This is a genomic window from Inquilinus sp. KBS0705 (assembly GCA_005938025.2).
In the GTDB taxonomy this organism is placed as follows: domain Bacteria; phylum Bacteroidota; class Bacteroidia; order Sphingobacteriales; family Sphingobacteriaceae; genus Mucilaginibacter.
In genome coordinates, this window is the sequence record VCCI02000001.1 from 1,245,028 (window position 1) to 1,264,923 (window position 19,896).

The 19,896-nt window shown below is 42.7% G+C and carries 17 protein-coding genes and 1 pseudogene; 13 read left to right on the forward strand and 5 right to left on the reverse strand.

Annotated elements, in window-relative coordinates; translation table 11 throughout:
* The first annotated feature begins 19 nt into the window (after positions 1–19).
* From FFF34_005590 to FFF34_005600, 3 genes are all read left to right on the forward strand, one after another.
* Positions 20–403 (forward strand): acyl-CoA thioesterase, encoded by a 384-nt coding sequence (locus tag FFF34_005590; protein ID TSD66873.1) that lies wholly within the window; start codon positions 20–22, stop codon positions 401–403.
* A 46-nt stretch (positions 404–449) separates the two neighbouring features.
* Positions 450–1,730, forward strand: coding sequence for a DNA polymerase IV (locus FFF34_005595; GenBank protein ID TSD66874.1), 1,281 nt, complete (start codon positions 450–452; stop codon positions 1,728–1,730).
* Positions 1,731–1,832: 102 nt separating this feature from the next.
* A complete protein-coding gene (locus FFF34_005600; protein TSD66875.1) occupies positions 1,833–3,443 on the forward strand; it encodes a hypothetical protein in 1,611 nt (536 codons plus the stop codon).
* Positions 3,444–3,469: 26 nt separating this feature from the next.
* Here the strand turns inward: FFF34_005600 and FFF34_005605 are convergent.
* Positions 3,470–3,900: pseudogene (locus tag FFF34_005605) on the reverse strand (DUF1801 domain-containing protein).
* 421 nt (positions 3,901–4,321) lie between these two features.
* Here FFF34_005605 and lepA point away from each other — a divergent pair.
* The gene (gene lepA, locus FFF34_005610) at positions 4,322–6,109 is read left to right on the forward strand and encodes an elongation factor 4 (GenBank protein TSD66876.1); all 1,788 of its coding nucleotides are present in this window, start codon (positions 4,322–4,324) and stop codon (positions 6,107–6,109) included.
* A 5-nt stretch (positions 6,110–6,114) separates the two neighbouring features.
* The gene (locus tag FFF34_005615; GenBank protein ID TSD66877.1) at positions 6,115–6,996 is read left to right on the forward strand and encodes a bifunctional 5,10-methylene-tetrahydrofolate dehydrogenase/5,10-methylene-tetrahydrofolate cyclohydrolase; all 882 of its coding nucleotides are present in this window, start codon (positions 6,115–6,117) and stop codon (positions 6,994–6,996) included.
* Between the two features lie 63 nt (positions 6,997–7,059).
* Here FFF34_005615 and FFF34_005620 read toward each other — a convergent pair whose 3' ends face one another.
* Positions 7,060–7,821 carry a hypothetical protein gene (locus tag FFF34_005620; GenBank protein TSD66878.1) on the reverse strand — a complete coding sequence of 254 codons (762 nt, stop codon included), beginning with the start codon at positions 7,819–7,821 and terminating at the stop codon, positions 7,060–7,062.
* A gap of 35 nt (positions 7,822–7,856) precedes the next feature.
* Between FFF34_005620 and FFF34_005625 the strand changes: the two genes are divergently transcribed.
* Genes FFF34_005625 through FFF34_005635 form a run of 3 tightly spaced genes read left to right on the forward strand, consistent with a single transcriptional unit; the run spans position 7,857 to position 10,596 of the window.
* The gene (locus FFF34_005625; protein ID TSD66879.1) at positions 7,857–8,009 is read left to right on the forward strand and encodes a hypothetical protein; all 153 of its coding nucleotides are present in this window, start codon (positions 7,857–7,859) and stop codon (positions 8,007–8,009) included.
* A gap of 2 nt (positions 8,010–8,011) precedes the next feature.
* On the forward strand, positions 8,012–8,635 hold the full coding sequence (locus FFF34_005630) for a 7-carboxy-7-deazaguanine synthase QueE (protein TSD66880.1): 624 nt from the start codon (positions 8,012–8,014) through the stop codon (positions 8,633–8,635).
* A 59-nt stretch (positions 8,636–8,694) separates the two neighbouring features.
* Positions 8,695–10,596 (forward strand): OmpA family protein, encoded by a 1,902-nt coding sequence (locus FFF34_005635; protein ID TSD66881.1) that lies wholly within the window; start codon positions 8,695–8,697, stop codon positions 10,594–10,596.
* A 73-nt stretch (positions 10,597–10,669) separates the two neighbouring features.
* On the opposite strand, the gene recQ is transcribed toward FFF34_005635, so the two are convergent.
* On the reverse strand, positions 10,670–12,862 hold the full coding sequence (gene recQ, locus FFF34_005640) for a DNA helicase RecQ (protein TSD67970.1): 2,193 nt from the start codon (positions 12,860–12,862) through the stop codon (positions 10,670–10,672).
* A gap of 242 nt (positions 12,863–13,104) precedes the next feature.
* On the opposite strand from recQ, the gene FFF34_005645 reads away from it, so the two are divergent.
* Entirely contained in the window at positions 13,105–14,190 is a 1,086-nt protein-coding gene (locus FFF34_005645; protein TSD66882.1) for a mannose-1-phosphate guanylyltransferase, read from the forward strand.
* 82 nt (positions 14,191–14,272) lie between these two features.
* Here FFF34_005645 and rlmB read toward each other — a convergent pair whose 3' ends face one another.
* Positions 14,273–15,046, reverse strand: coding sequence for a 23S rRNA (guanosine(2251)-2'-O)-methyltransferase RlmB (rlmB, locus tag FFF34_005650; GenBank protein TSD66883.1), 774 nt, complete (start codon positions 15,044–15,046; stop codon positions 14,273–14,275).
* Between the two features lie 283 nt (positions 15,047–15,329).
* Between rlmB and dnaB the strand changes: the two genes are divergently transcribed.
* Entirely contained in the window at positions 15,330–16,895 is a 1,566-nt protein-coding gene (gene dnaB / locus FFF34_005655) for a replicative DNA helicase (protein TSD66884.1), read from the forward strand.
* A gap of 194 nt (positions 16,896–17,089) precedes the next feature.
* Here dnaB and FFF34_005660 read toward each other — a convergent pair whose 3' ends face one another.
* Positions 17,090–17,428 (reverse strand): tetratricopeptide repeat protein, encoded by a 339-nt coding sequence (locus tag FFF34_005660; protein ID TSD66885.1) that lies wholly within the window; start codon positions 17,426–17,428, stop codon positions 17,090–17,092.
* A gap of 77 nt (positions 17,429–17,505) precedes the next feature.
* On the opposite strand from FFF34_005660, the gene FFF34_005665 reads away from it, so the two are divergent.
* From FFF34_005665 to FFF34_005675, 3 genes are read left to right on the forward strand one after another with little or no spacing between them, the layout of a single operon-like run.
* Complete coding sequence (locus FFF34_005665; protein TSD67971.1) at positions 17,506–18,243, forward strand: electron transfer flavoprotein subunit beta/FixA family protein; 738 nt, start codon at positions 17,506–17,508, stop codon at positions 18,241–18,243.
* A 32-nt stretch (positions 18,244–18,275) separates the two neighbouring features.
* Positions 18,276–19,253, forward strand: a complete 978-nt coding sequence (locus FFF34_005670; protein ID TSD66886.1) for an electron transfer flavoprotein subunit alpha/FixB family protein — start codon at positions 18,276–18,278, stop codon at positions 19,251–19,253.
* Between the two features lie 26 nt (positions 19,254–19,279).
* Complete coding sequence (locus FFF34_005675; GenBank protein ID TSD66887.1) at positions 19,280–19,876, forward strand: hypothetical protein; 597 nt, start codon at positions 19,280–19,282, stop codon at positions 19,874–19,876.
* Positions 19,877–19,896: the final 20 nt, after the last annotated feature.

Sequence of the window (19,896 nt, forward strand, 5' to 3'; positions counted from 1 at the left end):
CGGCTTTTAAGTAACACCTATGGACATTGAAGAAAGAATAAAATTATCCGAAACACGCATATTTAAAGCGGTTTTCCCAAACACCACCAATCATTACGATACGCTATTTGGCGGCACTGCCATGCACATGATGGACGAGGTTGCCTTTATTACCGCTACGCGTTTTACCCGCAAACGAATGGTTACCGTATCGTCGGACAGGATTGACTTTACAAGGCCGATAGCAGCCGGAACTATAATAGAGCTTATTGGCAAGGTGGCCCACATTGGCAATACCAGCCTTAAAATATCAGTAGATATTTTTGTAGAAGAAATGTACTCGTTTGACAGGGAGAAAGCCATTACCGGCACATTTACCTTTGTAGCTATTGATGAAAATAAACAAGCTATAAAAGTTATTTAATTATAAAAAGATTTGCTTTTGCTAAAATAATTAGCATTTTTGTTAAGTGAATCAAAACTCAATAGCGGTACAAACCGAAGCCCGTGTGCTGTTTGTAGATATGAACAGTTACTTTGCGCGTTGCGAGCAGCAGGCCAACTTTTGGCTGCGCGGCCGCCCCGTAGGTGTTTGCGTTTATACCGGTAAGTACGGCTGTGTAATATCACTATCTACCGAAGCTAAAGAGCGTGGTTTAAAGGCGGGTATGCGTTTAAACGATGCTATGGCGCTTTGCCCCGACCTGGTGCCGGTAGAAAGCAACCCGGCACGTTACCGTGAGTATCATACCAAAATAATTAACGTTTTACGCGAGTACTGCAACGATGTTGTGCCCAAAAGTATAGACGAAGCTATCATCAACCTGAGTAACTACGACCATGTAGACCCCATGAAAATAGCCATGAGTATTAAGGATGATATCCTGAAAAAGGTTGGCGACTGGCTGACCTGTTCGGTTGGGATAGCGCCTAATGCCTTTTTGGCCAAGCTGGCCTCTGTTAGGGGTAAAAAGCGCAATGGCTTAATGATGATAACGCCGCAAAATATCGATTCGGTTTTGGGTGAGTTAAAACTTGGCGATTTGCCGGGTATTGGGTCAAACATGTCTTATAGGTTAGAGCGGGCTGGTATAAACACGCCCCTGCAAATGCGTTACGCCACACCACAACGCTTAAAGGCCATTTTTAAAAGTATAGATGGTATTTATTGGCATTACCGGCTAAATTTTATCGAAACCAATATAACCGCCCACGATTATAAAGGCATGCAGGCCATGCGCCAGATCTCTGCCGAAAAGCGTAAAAACATCAACTATATAGATCAGTTGTTTATGACGCTTTGCCTTACGCTGGAGAAACGGATGGTGCATCATAAATTTTATTGTAAATCGGTGGGGTTTACCGCCCGTTATGTAGATGGCAGCCGCTGGGATGATGCCTTTACCGTAAGTACCCCTGTGCAGGATGCCATCAGCTTAATGCGGATGATACGCATACGCATTGCCAAATTTGAACAGCTTAATAGCACCGGCCCGGTAATGAATACTGAAATAAGCCAAATGCGGGTGGCCGTTACCAACTTTGTTAATAATGGCAATATGCTGTACAGCTTGTTTGAAGATATGGACCGGAAGGAAACCGCGCTTAAAACCATGCACGAGATAAAAGATAAGTTTGGATCTGACAAGCTGATACGAGCGGTAGAGATGACGGATGGCAAAGTAATAAAAGATGTAATTGGTTTTGGCTCGGTAAAGGACCTGAGCGATCTGGATTATAAAACTGCCTGAGTTTATTACAACAACCCAAGCATTAAATTGGTTGCTTGAGCAGAAAAAGCGTGTATATTAGTATCGTTATACACATTGCTAATGCCCCCACTTTTACGCCGTATGAACCCTTTTTTTTACCAAAAGCTATTTATACCCGCCTTTATTGCCATACTTGGCCTGTCGCGCTGTCACAGCGAAAAAAATATTGCTCCACAGGTTAAAGACACCATTAAAATTGGGCAGGTAGCAGCAAGCGATGCCGGGCTTACCCCGCTTAAAAATATGTTTGGCGTAAATAGCTATGAGTGGAACTTTTTAGAGAACCCCGCCGCCCCTAACGACCGTAACCATATTTACGAGGCCAATATGACCCTTATTAAAAGCTTTAGCGCGGTAAGGCATTACATGAACTGGAACCAACTGGAGAACACGCAGGGCGATTACACCTATAACCCCACCAACAGGGGTAGCTGGTATTATGATGTAATATACGCCCGCTGCAAAGCAGACGGCATATTGGTGCTGGCCGATATGAAAAACCTGCCTGAATGGATGATGAACAGCTACCCTGCCGACCAGCGGGATGACGAAAACACACCTGTGTATTTCGGTGCTAATAAAAGCCTGCCCAAATCATACCTGGTACAAGCTCAAACGGCATTTCAGTTTGCTGCGCGCTATGGCTACAATATCGCTGTAACGCCATCGCTGGTAAAGGCAAACACTAAACCCCGCTGGAACAACGACACGCCCAACCAGGTTAAAATAGGTATGGGTTTGATCAAATACATTGAATGCAATAACGAGCCCGACCGCTGGTGGAAAGGCGACAAAGCCACCCAAACACCCGAAGAATATGCCGCTAACCTGTCTGCTTTTTACGATGGGCACAAAGGTGCTTTAGGCAACAACGCGGGTGTTAAAACCGCCGACCCTAACATGATGGTAGTGATGGGTGGTTTGGCCACAGCCGATGCCAAATATGTACAGCGTGTTATCGACTGGTGTAAAAAGAACCGCGGCTACCGCCCCAACGGAAAGGTTAACTTATGCTTTGATGTGATCAATTATCACCTTTATTCTAACAATGGCAGTGTGCTTTCGCATATCAAGGCTACTACCGGCGTGGCGCCCGAGCTGTCGGAGTCGGGAAAAATTGCCGATGATTTTATGAAGGTAGCCAAAGATATACCGGTATGGGTTACCGAAACCGGGTACGATATTAACCAGGCCAGTTACCAGCATGCCCCTCCTATTGGCACAAAGACAGAACTGATCACCCAGGCCGATTGGATATTGCGTACCTCGTTAATGTATATACGCCATGGCATTAAACGCGTGTTTTTTTACCAGTTATTTGATGCTAACGCCGGCAGCGGCGAGCAATACGCAACATCGGGCCTTGCCGAAGGCGTAAAAATGCGGCCATCAGGCGATTATATATTACAGGTTAATAAGTTAATGGGTAATTACGGCTATAAAGGCACCCTAAATGCCGACCCTGTTGTAGATATGTATCAGCTGGATAGCAAGTTAATGTATGTACTATCCATTCCCGATCAAAAGAACCGCAAGGCCGTTTATACGCTCGATCTGGGTAAGGCAACATCGGCTACAGTGTACACCTTAACGCCCGGCGCCAAGGAAATGAGTAAAAAAGATATGCCCACCGCTAACGGCAAGCTCAAACTCACCGTTACCGAAACCCCCATGTTTGTGCAGGCAAAATAAGCAAAGATGTATAGTTGTGTTAAGCACTAACCTTCAGTTGTAGCCTTAACCCCTGATAGTATCGCGGCCTGGAGTATGCTGATGTTTATATCCTTTAAATGATTAAACTTAATGCAATACCCGGTAACGCTGGCCTTGCCTATTTCTTTACCATAGGTTTGGGCCAGGTAGGTCTTATCCTTAATGCCGAGGACATAAACGGATATACCGGTTTTGTTGGCGCTTAACCCGATCTGGAAAAACTCACGGGTCTTGCCATCAGCGTATTTAATGGTGTACGATCCGTAACCTATGGTAGGGTTAGTAACAGTCTTATTGTCGGCATTTTTGCCGTCATCATACCACAATTTACATCCGGGTAAACCTGTAATATGCGCGTATGCAATTCATTCATGTCGCTGCGCTTGGGCTCGGGGTGGCTGTTAAGGTACGCTTCGATTTGATCTTGAAGGTTCATATTAAAATTGGGTTTTTGGTTTGGCTGCTTACCTATCAAATCTCGTTTTATTTTTGGTGAAACGCTAATCCATTCTTTCACCCCCTTCAAATTGCCATCAAATTTTATTGGCCCATTATTTAAATTAAAAAGCCGGGAAACCACAAAACGCTTTTTTTTTTCAAATTAAATTTTATATTAGTAAGCAAGGGGTAGCGAAAAAAAACGAAAATATCCCGCTATAGCCAACAAAAAAATGGAATAATTTACAGCGGAAAATGGAAAGGTTTAGTGCTTTGCGAGCTCCGGAGCCATATTTTCATCGTTAATACCCTATCCAACAAAAGAGGCGCTCGCCAATTCAATAATTTTTAATGCATTTGCCCTGTAAAGCAATTTACTATGCCAAATTATCCGCCTAAAAAGTTATTTTTGCGCCTGAATGAAGCACATACGTAATTTTTGTATAATAGCGCATATCGACCATGGTAAAAGTACCCTTGCCGATAGGTTATTAGAATATACCAATACCATAACACAGCGCGAAAGCCAGGCCCAACTACTTGATGATATGGACCTTGAGCGCGAACGCGGCATTACCATAAAGAGCCATGCCATACAAATGGACTATGAGCTTGACGGGCAGAAATACGTCCTTAATCTGATAGATACCCCCGGCCATGTAGACTTTAGCTATGAGGTATCCCGCTCAATAGCTGCCTGCGAGGGTGCTTTATTGATAGTAGATGCCGCGCAGGGTATACAGGCACAAACCATATCAAACCTTTACCTGGCCTTAGAGAATGACCTGGAGATCATCCCTGTGCTGAACAAAATGGACCTGCCCGGCGCTATGCCCGAGGAGGTTAAAGACCAGATAGTAGAGCTGATAGGCTGCAAACGCGAAGAGATATTAGCCGCATCGGGCAAAACTGGTATGGGCGTGCACGATATATTACGCGCCATTGTAGAGCGTGTCCCCGCCCCTGTTGGCGACCCTGAAGCACCTTTACAAGCATTGATATTTGATTCGGTTTATAACTCGTTTCGTGGTATTGTAGCTTATTTTAAGGTAGTTAACGGCGAGATACGCAAAGGCGATAAAGTAAAATTCTTCGCAACCGAAAAGCAATACATAGCCGAAGAAGTTGGTACGCTTAAGCTGAAACAACTACCCAAAGATGTGATCAAAACCGGTGATGTGGGTTATATCATCTCGGGCATCAAAGAATCGCGCGAGGTAAAGGTTGGTGATACCATTACCACTATCAATCGCCCCTGCGAAACCGGTATACAGGGTTTTGAAGAAGTGAAACCGATGGTATTTGCGGGTATTTACCCTGTAGATACCGAGGATTACGAAGAACTACGCGAATCGATGGCTAAACTGCAGCTAAACGATGCATCACTGGTTTTTGAACCGGAATCATCTGCAGCGTTAGGCTTTGGTTTCCGTTGCGGTTTCCTGGGTATGCTGCACATGGAGATCATTCAGGAGCGCCTGGAGCGCGAGTTTGATATGACGGTGATCACCACTGTGCCCAACGTATCATACATTGCTTATACCACACGCGGCGAGCCCATAGTGGTAAATAACCCGTCGGACTTGCCAGACCCGAGTAAGATAGACTTTGTGGAGGAGCCTTACATTAAGGCAACCATCATCACCAAATCTGAGTTTGTGGGACCTGTAATGTCGCTTTGTATTCAAAAACGTGGTTTCATTAAAAATCAGTCGTACCTAACGTCCGACCGTGTGGAGCTGGTATTTGAGATGCCGATGGGCGAAATCGTGTTTGACTTTTACGATAAGCTTAAAACCATATCAAAGGGTTATGCCTCTTTTGATTATCACCAGATAGGGTATCGCCAAAGTGATCTGGTACGTTTAGATATCAAACTTAACGCCGAGCCGGTGGATGCTTTGTCATCATTGATTTTCCGCGGTAACTCATACGATTTTGGTAAAAAGATATGCGAAAAGCTGAAAGAGCTATTGCCCCGCCAGCAATTCGAGATCATTATACAGGCATCTATTGGTGCCAAGATCATCGCCCGCGAAACAGTAAAAGCATTACGTAAAGATGTAACTGCCAAGTGTTATGGTGGTGATATATCGCGTAAGCGTAAACTGTTAGAGAAACAGAAAAAAGGTAAAAAACGCATGCGCCAGGTAGGTAACGTAGAGATACCACAATCGGCGTTTATGGCGGTGTTGAAATTAGATTAATCAGTATGCAATTACTTGACGGAAAATACGTTTCGGAAAAATTAAAGGTAGAAATAGCTGAAGAGGCTGCTAAGATATTAGCGCGTACCGGCCGTAAGCCGCATTTGGTAGCTGTATTGGTGGGTCACGACGGCGGCAGCGAAACCTATGTAGCCAGTAAAATGAAAAACTGCGAAGCGGTGGGTTTTAAATCGAGCCTGGTGCGTTACGAGGATACCGTTACTGAAGAAGAATTGCTCGCTAAAGTGGCCGAACTGAATGCTGACGAGGATATTGACGGTATTATTGTGCAATTGCCCCTACCCAAACATATCGACCCTGAAAAAGTCACTGAGCGTATAGATCCTAAAAAGGATGTAGACGGTTTCCACCCGGTAAATTTGGGCCGTATGCAACGCAATCTGCCATCGTTTATCCCTGCTACGCCATATGGCATCACTTTAATGCTAAAAGAATACGGTGTAGAAACATCCGGTAAACATTGCGTAGTTGTTGGACGCAGTAATATTGTAGGCTCGCCAATGAGCATTTTAATGGCAAGAAATACCACACCCGGTAACTGCACGGTAACTATTTGCCATAGCCGCACCCCCGATATTAAAAAATTCACACTTGACGCCGATATACTGATCGTAGCGATAGGTAAGAAGAATTTTATCACTGCCGATATGGTTAAAGATGGTGTTGTAGTAATTGATGTGGGCATGAACCGCGAAACCTCTACCCTAACTAAATCGGGCTTTAAGCTTTACGGCGATGTTGATTTTGAAGGTGTAGCACCCAAAGCATCATATATAACCCCTGTACCCGGCGGCGTTGGACTAATGACCATTATTGGTTTATTAAAGAACACTTTGGCATCCGCGAATAAGGAAGTTTATCAATAATATAAAGTTTAAGGTGTTGTAAAGAGTTAAAGCCATAGGGGATTAATAGCACTTTAACCAAACTCAAAAATCTACCTCTAAATTCATTAGCGCGGGGTTTTTTATTACCTCATCCATGCTGGTTTCTATGGTAACTCGGCGGCGGTCGGCAGATACGATGGCGTTTTTGTTGTTCACCTTTTTTACCGGTTTAGCAAAGTTCAGTACCACCTTGTAGGGCATATCTATAAGCATCGCCTTAGCCATAGCAAACTTTGCCCCTACAGTTTTAAGGAACTTATTAAATTTAACCTTGTCTATTATCCGGGCGAATTTATGTGGAGTAACCTGGTAGTTGTAGTAGCTTTGGCCCGTCATTAATTGCTGTGTATCAAAGCTTCTAAGCTGATTGTTTTTAGCAACACTGTTCAATTGATTACTCATAGACATATTGCTTAAATGCTGAAGATAGTATTCAAGTTCGGCAGCATCCTTAGCCTCGTGCCTGATACTTACCTTCATGATATTGTTTTTCAGATCCATTTTTACAGCCAGGTCACTCCCCTGCGCCATTTTGGTTTCTTCCGCATTTAGCTTAAGTGCTATACTATCCGGCAGGGCGGTATAAAAATTAAGGCTGGTATCTTTCACCATCGCAAATTGTGGGGTCTCTCTAACAGAATCGGCCATCAGGTTCATTAACACCGATACCGCTTTGCTCATGTCAAAGCCATAAGTTACATTGCAAGCACCATTGGCTTTAAAATCGTAATGCTCCTCAATATCCACACACGAACTCAGGCAGAGCAGCGCAAAAACTATAACAGGATAGTAAAGTTTTTTCATGTGTTTTACAGATGCTTTAAACGATATAAAGCTAAGTGCAAATTGTGATAAATAAAAGGCCATATGTAATTAATTGTGCGTTGACGCTATTAGAAATCCCATCGCTTTGTAAACTTAACCCGGTATCGGGGGCTGCTTTTCGTTTGCGCTTTACGCTTTCGACTCAAAAACGTATTTTTGCGGCTTAAATATGGCACACCAAGTCCCGGAAGATGGCACATTGCTTCCTTTAATGGAAGAATTTTATACGATACAAGGCGAAGGCTTTAATACCGGCAAGGCCGCATATTTTATACGCCTTGGCGGCTGTGATGTGGGCTGTCACTGGTGCGATGTAAAAGAAAGCTGGGATGCTGAACTGCATGCCTTAACATCGGCTGACTTAATTGCTGATAATGCCTCTCAATTCCCTTCAAAAGCCGTTGTGGTAACCGGTGGTGAGCCGTTAATATATAATTTAGATTATCTTACTACTAAACTACAGCAAAAAGGCATAAAAACCTTTATTGAAACATCCGGTGCTTATCCCCTTTCGGGCAGTTGGGACTGGATATGCCTCTCGCCTAAAAAGTTTAAGGCACCCATGCAAAATGTTGCAGACAAAGCCGACGAATTAAAGGTTATTATATTTAACAAATCCGATTTTGAATTTGCAGAGCATCATTCAAAACTGGTTGGCCCCAACTGTAAATTGTACCTACAGCCCGAATGGTCGAAAAATAAAGAAATGACCCCGCTTATTGTTGATTACGTAATGAATAATCCAAAATGGGAAATATCCTTACAAACACATAAGTATTTAAACATTCCCTAAAACAATCCTGCTGCTTAATAATTTGTAACTTAGTGTACCCAACAACGTATCAGTTATAAATGCGAGCCTTGTCATTATTAATTTTATTGTGCTTAATTACTCTTGGTTTATATGCCCAGCAAAGGCAATATTCTACCACGGATAGTGAAGCTATTAAGCAATTTGCCTTAGCTAACAGAAGCTTAGACGAACATTTGTACGACGAAGCTATACAGCAATTGAACTTAGCTATTAACGCCGATGCTAAATTTGTAGAAGCCCGTGCCGTGTTGGGTGATGTATTACGTTTAAGGCGGCAATATAAACCTGCAATTGATCAATTCCGTAAAGTGCTGGCCTTAAACCCCGAATATAACAGGGCTATATATTTAAAGCTTGGCGATAGTGAAGTAACAGATGCACAATATGTGCCTGCACAAGAGCACCTGGAGAAGTATCTCACTTACCCTAACATTACCGCGCAAAACACAGCTTACGCTCAAAAATTAATAAGCGATTGTAAGTTTAGTATACAGGCATTGTTACATCCAGTAGCATTTAAGCCTGTTAATATGGGGGCCAATATAAATACTGTTAACGACGAATATTTACCGGTAGCAACTGCTGATGAAAGTACACTTATATTTACACGCAAGGTAAATAATAACGAGGATTTTTATAAAAGTGATAAGTTAAATAATAGCTGGCAAACATCTGTATATCTGAGTAATATAATTAACACACCTACCTTTAACGAGGGTGCGCAGTCAATATCTCAGGATGGTAAATATTTGTTTTTTACCGGCTGTAACCGCCCCGATGGATTAGGCAGATGTGATATTTACATTGCACAAAAAAAAGGCGATGATTGGGATAAACCGTTTAGCCTTAGCGCTCCTGTAAACACACCGGGCTGGGAAGCCCAACCATCTATAAGTGCCGATGGCCGTACGCTATATTTTGTTAGCAACCGTAAAGGTGGTTACGGCGGATACGATATATGGCGATCGACGTTGTCTGATAAAGGCTGGAGTGAACCGGAAAACATGGGGCCTAATGTGAATACAGCATACGACGAACAATCGCCGTTTATACACCCCGACGATAGCACCTTTTACTTTAGCAGCAACGGCTGGCCGGGAATGGGTAACAAGGACCTGTTTATTACCCGTTTGGGTAAGGACGGTAACTGGCAAAAGCCCGAAAATTTGGGCTATCCCATCAACTCCAGCGGCGACGAAAATGGGCTTACGCTAACGGCCAATGGTTCTTACGCCTTTTTCTCATCTGATAACCTCAAAGGCTTTGGCGGATATGATATATACACCTTTGAACTGCCTGCCAACCTGCGGCCCAATATTGTGACCTATGTAAAAGGCAATGTAACTGATGTTAAAACGAAAGAGCCTTTAGAAGCTGCTGTAGAAATTATAGACCTGCAAAAGGATATAGCCGTTTACCAGGATTATAGTTCGGAAGATCGAGGTGATTTTTTGGCTACGCTTTCGGCAGGGAAAAATTATGGCTTAAACATATCAAGGGCAGGTTATTTGTTTTACTCTGATAACTTTTCATTAATCGGCTTAAAAGATAAAACAGCTTTTAATTTATCGGTGCAATTGTCACCTATTGAAGTGGGTAACAAAGTGATACTAAAGAATATCTTTTTTGATAGTAATAAGTATGAGCTGAAAAACGAATCGAAAACTGAACTTCAGAAATTGATAGAATTTTTAACCATCAATCCTACAGTACATATCGAAATATCGGGCTATACAGATGATGTAGGGAACGATCAGGCCAATTTAGTGCTATCAGAGAGCCGGGCGAAGGCTGTTTATAATTATATAGCCGCGCATGCTATAAATGCGTCCAGACTCGTTTATAAAGGCTATGGCAAGTCCGAACCGATTGCCCCCAACACTTCTGAAGATAACCGCAGTAAAAATCGCAGAACAGAGTTTAAGATAATAGCCAAATAAAGCTGGAAGCTTTAAATAAAAAAGCAGAAAGTCTTTCGGCCATCTGCTTTTATCGTTTGTTTTTGCTAATACTTTAATTCCCTACTTCTGATAGGAATTTAATGCGCATCAACTGTACTTCTTCGCGGGTATAATCATCAGCCCCTAATTCAGATAAGGCATCATCGATCGAGTCTATCTCGGCCGTTTTAAAGTAATCGTAAACTTCTTCCTGCTTATCTTCATCAATTACCTCGTCGATGTAATAGTTCAAATTAAGCTTTGTGCCCGAGTTTACTATTGTTTCTACCTCTTTTAGTATCTCTTCGTAAGTTAGGCCTTTAGAGGCCGCTATATCGTCTAAATTTAAGTGCCTGTCTATGTTTTGTATAATAAAAACTTTAAGTGCCGATTTATTAGCCGCGCTTTTTATAACCATATCAACCGGGCGGTCAATATCATTATCTTCCACATACTTTTTGATCAGATCAATAAACGGCGCGCCAAACTTTAAAGCCTTACCGGCACCCACGCCCGATATCTGTTTCAGTTCTTCGGTATTGATTGGATAATGCGTGCACATCTCCTCTAACGAAGGATCCTGAAAAATAACGAATGGTGGCAATCCTTTTTGCTTTGCCAGCTTTTTACGCAGGTCTTTCAGCATCTGCAATAACTCGGTATCTAATGCACCGCCGCCTTGTTTAGGGCCGTCTTCGCTTTCATCTTCATCTGTTGGGCCCATTTCGCGGTTCAGCAAAAAGCGTATACTGTATGGGTTATCAATAAAGGCATTACCGGTTTTGGTTAAGTGTAATAATCCATATTGGTCAATATCTTTAGCCAGGAAGTTGTTTAACAGCGCTTGCCTTAATAACGAGTTCCAAAGATTTTCGCCATCTGCAATACCCGAACCAAAATACTCCAGCTTATCATGCTCGTAGCTTTTCACCTGTGCATCATCCTTACCCATTAAAATATTGATAAGGTGGTTATCGTCAAACTTCTCTCCTATCTGTTTTAACAGGCTCAAAGCTTTATGCAGGTGTAATTCCCCGTCAAAATGTTGTTTAGGGCCGCAGCAATTGTCGCACATGTTATTACAGCCAGCCTCGTTAAAGTTCTCGCCAAAATAATGTAACAATTGTTTACGCCTGCATACCGATGACTCAGCGTAGTCTATTACTTCTTTCAGTATTTGGGTGCCAATTTCCCGTTCGGCAACGGGCTTGTCTTTCATAAACTTTTGCAGTTTATCAATATCCTTTCCCGAATAAAACGCCACACATACACCTTCGCCACCATCGCGGCCGGCGCGGCCGGTCTCCTGGTAGTAGCCTTCCATGCTTTTTGGCATATCGTGATGGATAACATAACGAACATCCGGCTTATCTATGCCCATACCAAAGGCAATAGTGGCCACAATCACATCTACATCTTCCATCAGGAATTTGTCTTGTGTATCGGCACGCACTTTAGGGTCTAAACCCGCGTGATAAGGCAAAGCCTTTACACCGTTAAGATTAAGTGCTTCTGCAACTTCCTCAACCTTTTTACGGCTAAGGCAGTATATAATGCCCGATTTACCCTGGTTTTGTTTTACAAATTTTACAATTTCTTTTATGGCATTACGCTTAGCCCTAACCTCATAAAATAAATTCGACCTGTTGAATGATGACTTGTAAACCGTTGCATTATTCATTTGCAGGTTTTTCTGTATATCCTGCTGTACTTTAGGCGTTGCTGTGGCTGTTAAGGCAATAATTGGTATATCATCACCTATGTTGCTTATGACCTGCCTTATTTTTCGGTATTCAGGCCTAAAATCATGCCCCCACTCAGATATACAGTGCGCTTCATCAACAGCAACAAACGATACCTGGTTTAATCTTAAAAAGTCAACATTCTCTTGCTTGGTCAAAGATTCGGGTGCTACATAAAGCAGTTTAGTTTTGCCGCTTAGCACATCATCCTTAACACGTAAAATATCTGTTTTTGTCAACGATGAATTCAGGAAGTGAGCGATACTATCTGATCCTCCGAAGGCCCTTAACTGGTCGACCTGATTTTTCATTAGTGCGATGAGCGGGGAAATTACAATTGCTGTGCCTTCGCTCATTAACGCAGGCAACTGATAACACATTGATTTGCCGCCACCTGTGGGCATAATCACAAAGGTATCGTTACCTGCTAAAATATTTGTGATGATCGCCTCTTGCTCTCCCTTAAAATTATCGAACCCGAAAAAATTTTGAAGATTATCAAAAAGCGACTTTTTAGTCTCTATCATTACTTAATAACGTTTGGAAATATTGTTTCAAAATAACAAAAATTTATAAATAAACGGTAGGTATTGTTAAAAATTTTATACTTAAATGATTATTCTATTAAAAACAATTTGTTTATTTATCGGGTTAAAGAAGTGGTAAACCAATAACGTAGATACTTTAGTTTTATTTAATACTAAATTTACAAACTATTGTACACTTTTACAGGGTATTTGCCAAATAAAAATTCTTTATCTAAAACATGAATAAAAACTACTATGCCATAATTATGGCGGGCGGAATTGGCAGCCGATTTTGGCCAATTAGCAGAACATCCCATCCAAAACAATTTATTGACATATTGGGTACCGGCAAAACGCTGATACAAAATACCTACGATAGATTTTTAAAGGTTTGCCCTAAAGAGAATATTTATGTAGTTACAAACGAGAATTATACCAAGCTGGTAAAGCACCAATTACCTGATATGGCCGACCAGCAGATACTTACTGAGCCGGTAATGCGTAACACGGCCCCTTGCGTGGCCTACGGCTGCTTTAAAATAGAAAGCCTTAACCCGGATGCTGCAATTGTTGTAGCACCCTCAGATCACTTAATATTAGACGAAGCGGCCTTTGTTACCGCCATCGAAAAATCGTTAAAAACAGCGAGCGAGGAAAAGTGCCTGATAACCCTTGGTATTAAACCATCAAGGCCCGATACGGGTTACGGGTATATCCAATACACCGATAACACCCTGAATGATGAGTTTCATAAGGTTAAGACCTTTACCGAAAAGCCTACATTAGAAATTGCCAAAACCTTTATACAAAGCGGCGACTTTTTGTGGAACGCCGGCATATTTGTATGGTCGGCAAAAGCAATAGTTGAGTCGTTTGGTAACCACCTGCCCGAAATGTTTGAAATATTTGCCGATGCAAGGCCATTTTACAATACAGATGATGAAAAACCCTATGTACATAAGGCTTACCAACGCTGTGTAAACATCTCTATCGATTATGGTATTATGGAAAAGGCGCCAAATGTATATGTATTGCCGTCAGAATTTGGCTGGAGCGACCTGGGTACCTGGGCATCTATCTATCAATTAGCTGATAAGGATTATGTAGGCAACGCGGTTATCCCGTCAGATAAGGTGATCATGTACGATTCATCAAACTGTATGGTAAATGTGCCCGGCGAAAAACTGGTGATATTACAAGGCTTGCACGATTTTATTGTAGTAGAATCAAATAACTCCCTATTGATATGCCCGCGCGACCAGGAACAAAACATAAAGCAAGTAGTAGCCGATGTTAAAAACAAGTTCGGAACCAAGTATATTTAGATTCAGTTTTTAAGCTATAAAACAAAAAGCGATAAGATTACTTATCGCTTTTTTGTTTGACCTAGAACTTGGGACTTTAAACTTAAGACTTAAGACTCGCCTCCCTTTGCTTTACCGCCTCGTACAATATAACCCCTGTTGATACCGATACATTTAGCGATTCTATTTCGCCGAACATGGGTATTTTGGCCAGGTAATCTGATATTCGGATAATCTCATTACGGATACCATCCTCTTCAGAACCCATTATTATAGCTGTTGGGGCGGTATAATCAGGGGTATAGATGTAATCGTTCGTTTTTTCAGTACAACAAACCAGTTGCAGGCCCGATTCTTGTAAAAATTTAACCGTTTGCATAAAATTATCGTGCCTGCAAACCGGTATCTTATACAAAGCCCCGGCAGATGTCTTTATAGCATCAGGGTTTATCTGGGCTGAGCCCTTTGCCGGGATAACAATGGCATGTACGCCGGCACACTCAGCCGTACGGGCAATAGCACCCATATTACGGACATCGGTAATACTATCCAATACCAAAATTAAAGGCACTTCGCCCCTTTCAAACACCTCTGGTATAATGTTTTCTATTTTTTGGTAAATAATGGGCGATATAAAAGCAATAGCACCCTGGTGGTTTTTCATCGTAATACGGTTCAGCTTTTCAACCGGCACTTGCTGGCCTGCTATCTGATATTCAGCCATTACTTCTTTCAGTTCGTTTAGCAGGCCTCCGCCTAATCCGCGCTGTAGGTATAAAGCCTCAATTTCTTTACCTGCCAGTATGGCTTCTATAACGGCCCGTATACCAAAAACCATTTGGTTGCCTTCGCGCACAGGTTTAGAATTATATGTCATTTTTAATAAATTATTTTCGTCAAAAGTAGCTATATTAACTGATTTAACCCTTATTGTACTGAAGTACCATATCGGTTTTTTTAAAATACCTAACAATGCTAAACATTTATCAACATATTTAATAATCAATCACTTATAAAGTAATTAACACGTTATACACATACAATGTTAATTACTTACCCTAAAAATTATAGTGCTGATAATGATTTTGTTAATCACCCGATACACTATGTGGACTATTAGCAAGCCTTGAAGAACATATTTTGTATATTTTTGTTGTGTCATGAATTTTGAGAACGAATCACCTAATTACAAGCCGAACACTACCGACCGTAGAAGCAGGATAACCAACCCTGCCACGTATGCCGGTTTAGGCAAATTGCCTCCACAAGCTACAGATCTTGAAGAAGCTGTTTTAGGCGCATTAATGCTCGAAAAGGACGCGCTATCGTCTGTTATTGATATACTTAAACCTGATGTTTTTTATGTCGAAAGCCACAAAAAAATATTCCAGGCTATACATACTTTGTTTGAAAAAACCTCTCCGGTAGATATTTTAACTGTTACAGCCCAGTTGCGCCAGCAAGGCGAGCTGGAAATGATAGGCGGTGCCTACTATATTACCGAACTAACTAACCGTGTTGCATCAGCAGCCAATATTGAATATCACGCCCGTATCATCATCCAAAAATTCATTCAGCGCGAGCTGATAAGGATATCTACCGAGGTGATAAACAGCGCGTATGAAGATACCAGCGACGTACTGGATATGCTGGATAAGGCCGAAAAAAACCTGTTTGAGATAGCACAAAACAACCTCCGCCGCGACTCGCGCAAGATGGATGACCTGATGCACGAAACGCTAAAGGAAATTGAGGCCCTTAAAGACAAAAAAGACGGTTTAACAGGTGTAGCATCAGGTTTTACAGACCTGGACAGGATGACCTCAGGTTGGCAAAAATCTGACTTGGTTATTATTGCTGCACGCCCCGCAATGGGTAAAACAGCCTTTGTACTTACCTGCGCCCGTAATGCCGCTGTTGATTTTAATAAACCTGTGGTTGTATTTTCACTGGAAATGTCATCAGTTCAGTTAGTTAACCGTTTAATATCCGGCGAAACCGAAATTGAACAAGAGAAGATACGTAAAGGGACTTTAGAGGAGTGGGAATGGCAACAGATACACTCAAAAATAGGCCGCTTAGAGCAGGCCCCATTGATCATTGACGACACCCCTGCCCTTAATATATTCGAATTCAGGGCCAAATGCCGCCGTTTAAAGTCGCAGCACGACATACAGCTGATCATCATCGATTACCTGCAATTGATGCATGGTAAGAGCGAAGGCAGCAAAGGCGGAGGCAACCGCGAGCAGGAAATAGGTAGCATATCTCGCGCGTTAAAGTCTGTGGCTAAGGAGCTTAACGTGCCTGTAATAGCCCTATCGCAGTTAAGCCGTGCGGTTGAGAACAGGCCAGGCGGCTCAAAAAGGCCAATGCTTTCAGATTTGCGTGAATCAGGCTCTATCGAGCAGGATGCTGATATGGTGCTATTCCTCTATAGGCCAGAGTATTATGGGCTTGATGTGGATGAAGATAACAACCCTACACAGGGTGTGGGCGAAGTTATTATAGCCAAGCACCGTAACGGCGAAACCGGCCGTGTAAGGCTCAAATTTGTGGGTAAATACGTTAAATTCCAGGATCTGGATGGCGGCATGGATGGCTTTGAGGCCTCCAATAACGCCTTTGCGGGACTAAACCCATCGCAGGATTTTGAGAGTAAGCCAAGCAATTTTATCATTCGCCCGTCAAGGATGGATGATATTGACGACGAGCCACCCTTTTAATTCTATTGCTCCCTTAGCTTAGCAACATTCGCTTTTTTTGCTGACTATGCGTAAATTTTTCGTTTTTTTCGCTCCCTGTCATTCACCAAGATAAAAAAATCGGGCATATAAACAAGTTTTATAGCCTATTTTTTTGACCCGCTACATTTTTATTCGATAGCGGGTTGGTGATTTTGCGCCCATCATGGCAACTGTTAATCGTCGTACTCGTCTTCGTAACCCACCAACTCGCGGTATACCGCCTGCAGTTCGCTAAAGGCATGCATGTCCCGTTTTGCCTTGGTTAATTCCATGCCGGTTACATAGGTGCGCTCGGCATCGTCGCGGCGGTTAAGTGCTTCGTACAACTTGCCTAAATGGTAATAGGTGCCGGTGTAGTTAGGGTGGTTCTGCACCAGGTCCTCGTAATAGCTTAAGGCCTTTTCGCTGTCGTTTAGCCTAAGGTACTCTGTAGCTAAGGCGTATTTTAAAAACTCATCGTTTGGTTCGTTCTGTATAAATGCCAATAGCTTATCTAATCTGCTTGTGTCCATTTTAAACTCTCTCTTTTTTAACTAAATTTGCAGCAGCCCTTTAACAATACCTGTAAAAATATAAACCAATTGTGATGATGAAAATACTGGTATGTATCAGCAATGTTCCGGATACCACTACAAAAATAACTTTTACTGATAATAACACCCAATTTAATACAACCGGGGTGCAGTTTATCTTAAATCCTTACGATGAAATTGCATTGGCACGCGCAATTGAACTAACCGATGGCGGCAATGGCAGTGTTACCGTAATAAACATTGGCGAAGCCGGTACAGAGCCCACCATACGCAAAGCATTAGCAATTGGTGCTACCGATGCTATACGCATTAACGCCAAACCGCACGATGCATGGTATGTGGCCTACCAGGTAGCACAATATGTTAAAGCCAACCCTTTCGACCTTATTTTGACCGGGCGCGAGTCTATCGATTACAATGGATCGAAGGTAGCCGCGATGCTGGGCGAACTGTTGGATATTCCATCGGTATCAATCATTAAAAAGTTGGAGGCTACTGCTGCCGATGCCACTGTAGAACGCGAAATAGAAGGCGGTAAAGAGGTGTTAACCATCCCCTTCCCTTTTGTGGCCGGTTGTGCCGAGGGTGTTGCCGAGCCTAAAATACCCAATATGCGCGGTATCATGAGCGCACGTACAAAGCCCCTTACGGTGGTTGAGGCTGTTGAAGTAAAAACTTTTTCAGAGATCATCAGTTATGAAACCCCTGCCCCACGCGGACAGGTGAACTTAGTGCCTGCGGATGACCCTGCCAAACTGGTAGACCTGCTGCATACGCAGGCAAGGGTAATATAATTCAATCAAATTTTCACGAAGATCATTCTACTATGTCAGTTTTAATATACGCGGAAAATGCAGGCGGTAAATTCAAAAAATCAACTTTTGAAGCCGTATCATACGCCAAAGCCATTGCCGACCAAAATAACACTACGCTTACAGCCATATCTATAGGCGATGTTGCTAATGATGATTTAGCCGCATTGGGTAAATATGGTGCCGCAAAGGTTTTAAATGTAACTAACGATAAGCTAAAGAATTTCATTAACCAGGCGTATGCATCGGTTATTGCCGAAGCTGCTAAGGCGCAGGGTGCGGATATTGTGGTTTTATCAAACTCGTTTAGCGGCCGCGGGTTGGCTCCGCGTTTGGGTGTTAAGCTGGAAGCCGGTGTTGCCGATGGTGCCGTTTCGCTGCCTGAACAAAATGATGGTAAATTCACGGTTAAAAAAACAGCGTTTTCCGGTAAGGCCTTTGCTGTGGTCGAATTAACATCAACCAATAAGGTGATAGCCCTGACTCCAAATTCATACAAAGTAGTTGATGGCAGCAGTGTTGCGCCTGTAGAAGATTTTAGCGTGGAAGCCAAGGCATCTGACTTTAAGGAAATGATCAAGGATATTGTACGCTCTACCGATAAGGTATCGTTACCCGATGCCGAGATTGTAGTATCTGCCGGCCGCGGCCTTAAAGGGCCCGAAAACTGGGGTATGGTAGAAGAGCTTGCCAACTTGCTTGGTGCGGCTACAGCCTGCTCTAAACCGGTGTCAGACGCCGGATGGCGCCCCCATAGCGAGCACGTTGGCCAAACAGGTATAGCCGTTAGCCCTAATTTGTACATTGCTATAGGCATATCGGGCGCTATACAGCATTTGGCGGGCATAAGTGCATCAAAAGTTATTGTTGTGATAAACAAAGATGCCGAAGCGCCGTTTTTTAAAGTGGCCGACTATGGTATTGTTGGCGATGCTTTTGAAGTGTTGCCAAAATTAATTGCAGCCGTTAAGGAATATAAAGCCTCAGCTTAATTATATTTGTGGTGATGGGGAACGACATGAAAAAGATAAAGCTGGACATTGTAGGGCTATCTTACAGCCAAACACAATCCGGCGCGTATGCTTTGGTTTTGGGCGAAGTAAGCGGTAGGCGCAGGTTGCCCATTATAATTGGCAGCTTTGAGGCGCAGGCTATTGCTATTGAGATAGAGAAGATGACCCCCAGCCGCCCTTTAACGCACGACCTTTTTAAAAGTCTTGGGCAGGCATTTAATATCAGCGTACAGGAAATTATCATATACAACCTGGTTGATGGCATATTTTACGCTAAGCTGATATGTTTTGACGGTAAAAAAACGGTGGAGATAGATGCCCGCACATCTGATGCCATTGCCGTATCGGTACGGTTTGATTGCCCTATTTATACTTACGAGTTTATCCTGTCTACAGCGGGCATTGTGATTGAAGGTAACGATTTTGTGTACCTGGAGAATATAAACGAAACGCCCGAAGAAAAAACCAGCACCCCTATGGCCGGCTTTAACGGTGTTAGCGACGACGAGTTGAAAACCCGCCTTAAACAAGCACTGGCCGACGAGGCTTACGAAAAAGCTGCCAAGATAAGGGACGAGTTAAGCAAAAGAAAATCATCATAAAAAAAGGAGTTACCATCGGG

Excerpts from the sequence above, each read along its gene's own strand:
- FFF34_005665 (TSD67971.1), top strand. The coding sequence starts at position 17,506 with ATGAAAATACTGGTATGTATCAGCAATGTTCCGGATACCACTACAAAA.
- FFF34_005590 (TSD66873.1), top strand. The coding sequence starts at position 20 with ATGGACATTGAAGAAAGAATAAAATTATCCGAAACACGCATATTTAAA.
- FFF34_005615 (TSD66877.1), top strand. The coding sequence starts at position 6,115 with ATGCAATTACTTGACGGAAAATACGTTTCGGAAAAATTAAAGGTAGAA.
- rlmB (TSD66883.1), bottom strand. The coding sequence starts at position 15,046 with ATGACATATAATTCTAAACCTGTGCGCGAAGGCAACCAAATGGTTTTT.
- FFF34_005620 (TSD66878.1), bottom strand. The coding sequence starts at position 7,821 with ATGAAAAAACTTTACTATCCTGTTATAGTTTTTGCGCTGCTCTGCCTG.
- FFF34_005670 (TSD66886.1), top strand. The coding sequence starts at position 18,276 with ATGTCAGTTTTAATATACGCGGAAAATGCAGGCGGTAAATTCAAAAAA.
- FFF34_005600 (TSD66875.1), top strand. The coding sequence starts at position 1,833 with ATGAACCCTTTTTTTTACCAAAAGCTATTTATACCCGCCTTTATTGCC.
- FFF34_005645 (TSD66882.1), top strand. The coding sequence starts at position 13,105 with ATGAATAAAAACTACTATGCCATAATTATGGCGGGCGGAATTGGCAGC.
- FFF34_005630 (TSD66880.1), top strand. The coding sequence starts at position 8,012 with ATGGCACACCAAGTCCCGGAAGATGGCACATTGCTTCCTTTAATGGAA.
- FFF34_005660 (TSD66885.1), bottom strand. The coding sequence starts at position 17,428 with ATGGACACAAGCAGATTAGATAAGCTATTGGCATTTATACAGAACGAA.
- FFF34_005635 (TSD66881.1), top strand. The coding sequence starts at position 8,695 with ATGCGAGCCTTGTCATTATTAATTTTATTGTGCTTAATTACTCTTGGT.
- dnaB (TSD66884.1), top strand. The coding sequence starts at position 15,330 with ATGAATTTTGAGAACGAATCACCTAATTACAAGCCGAACACTACCGAC.
- lepA (TSD66876.1), top strand. The coding sequence starts at position 4,322 with ATGAAGCACATACGTAATTTTTGTATAATAGCGCATATCGACCATGGT.
- FFF34_005675 (TSD66887.1), top strand. The coding sequence starts at position 19,280 with ATGAAAAAGATAAAGCTGGACATTGTAGGGCTATCTTACAGCCAAACA.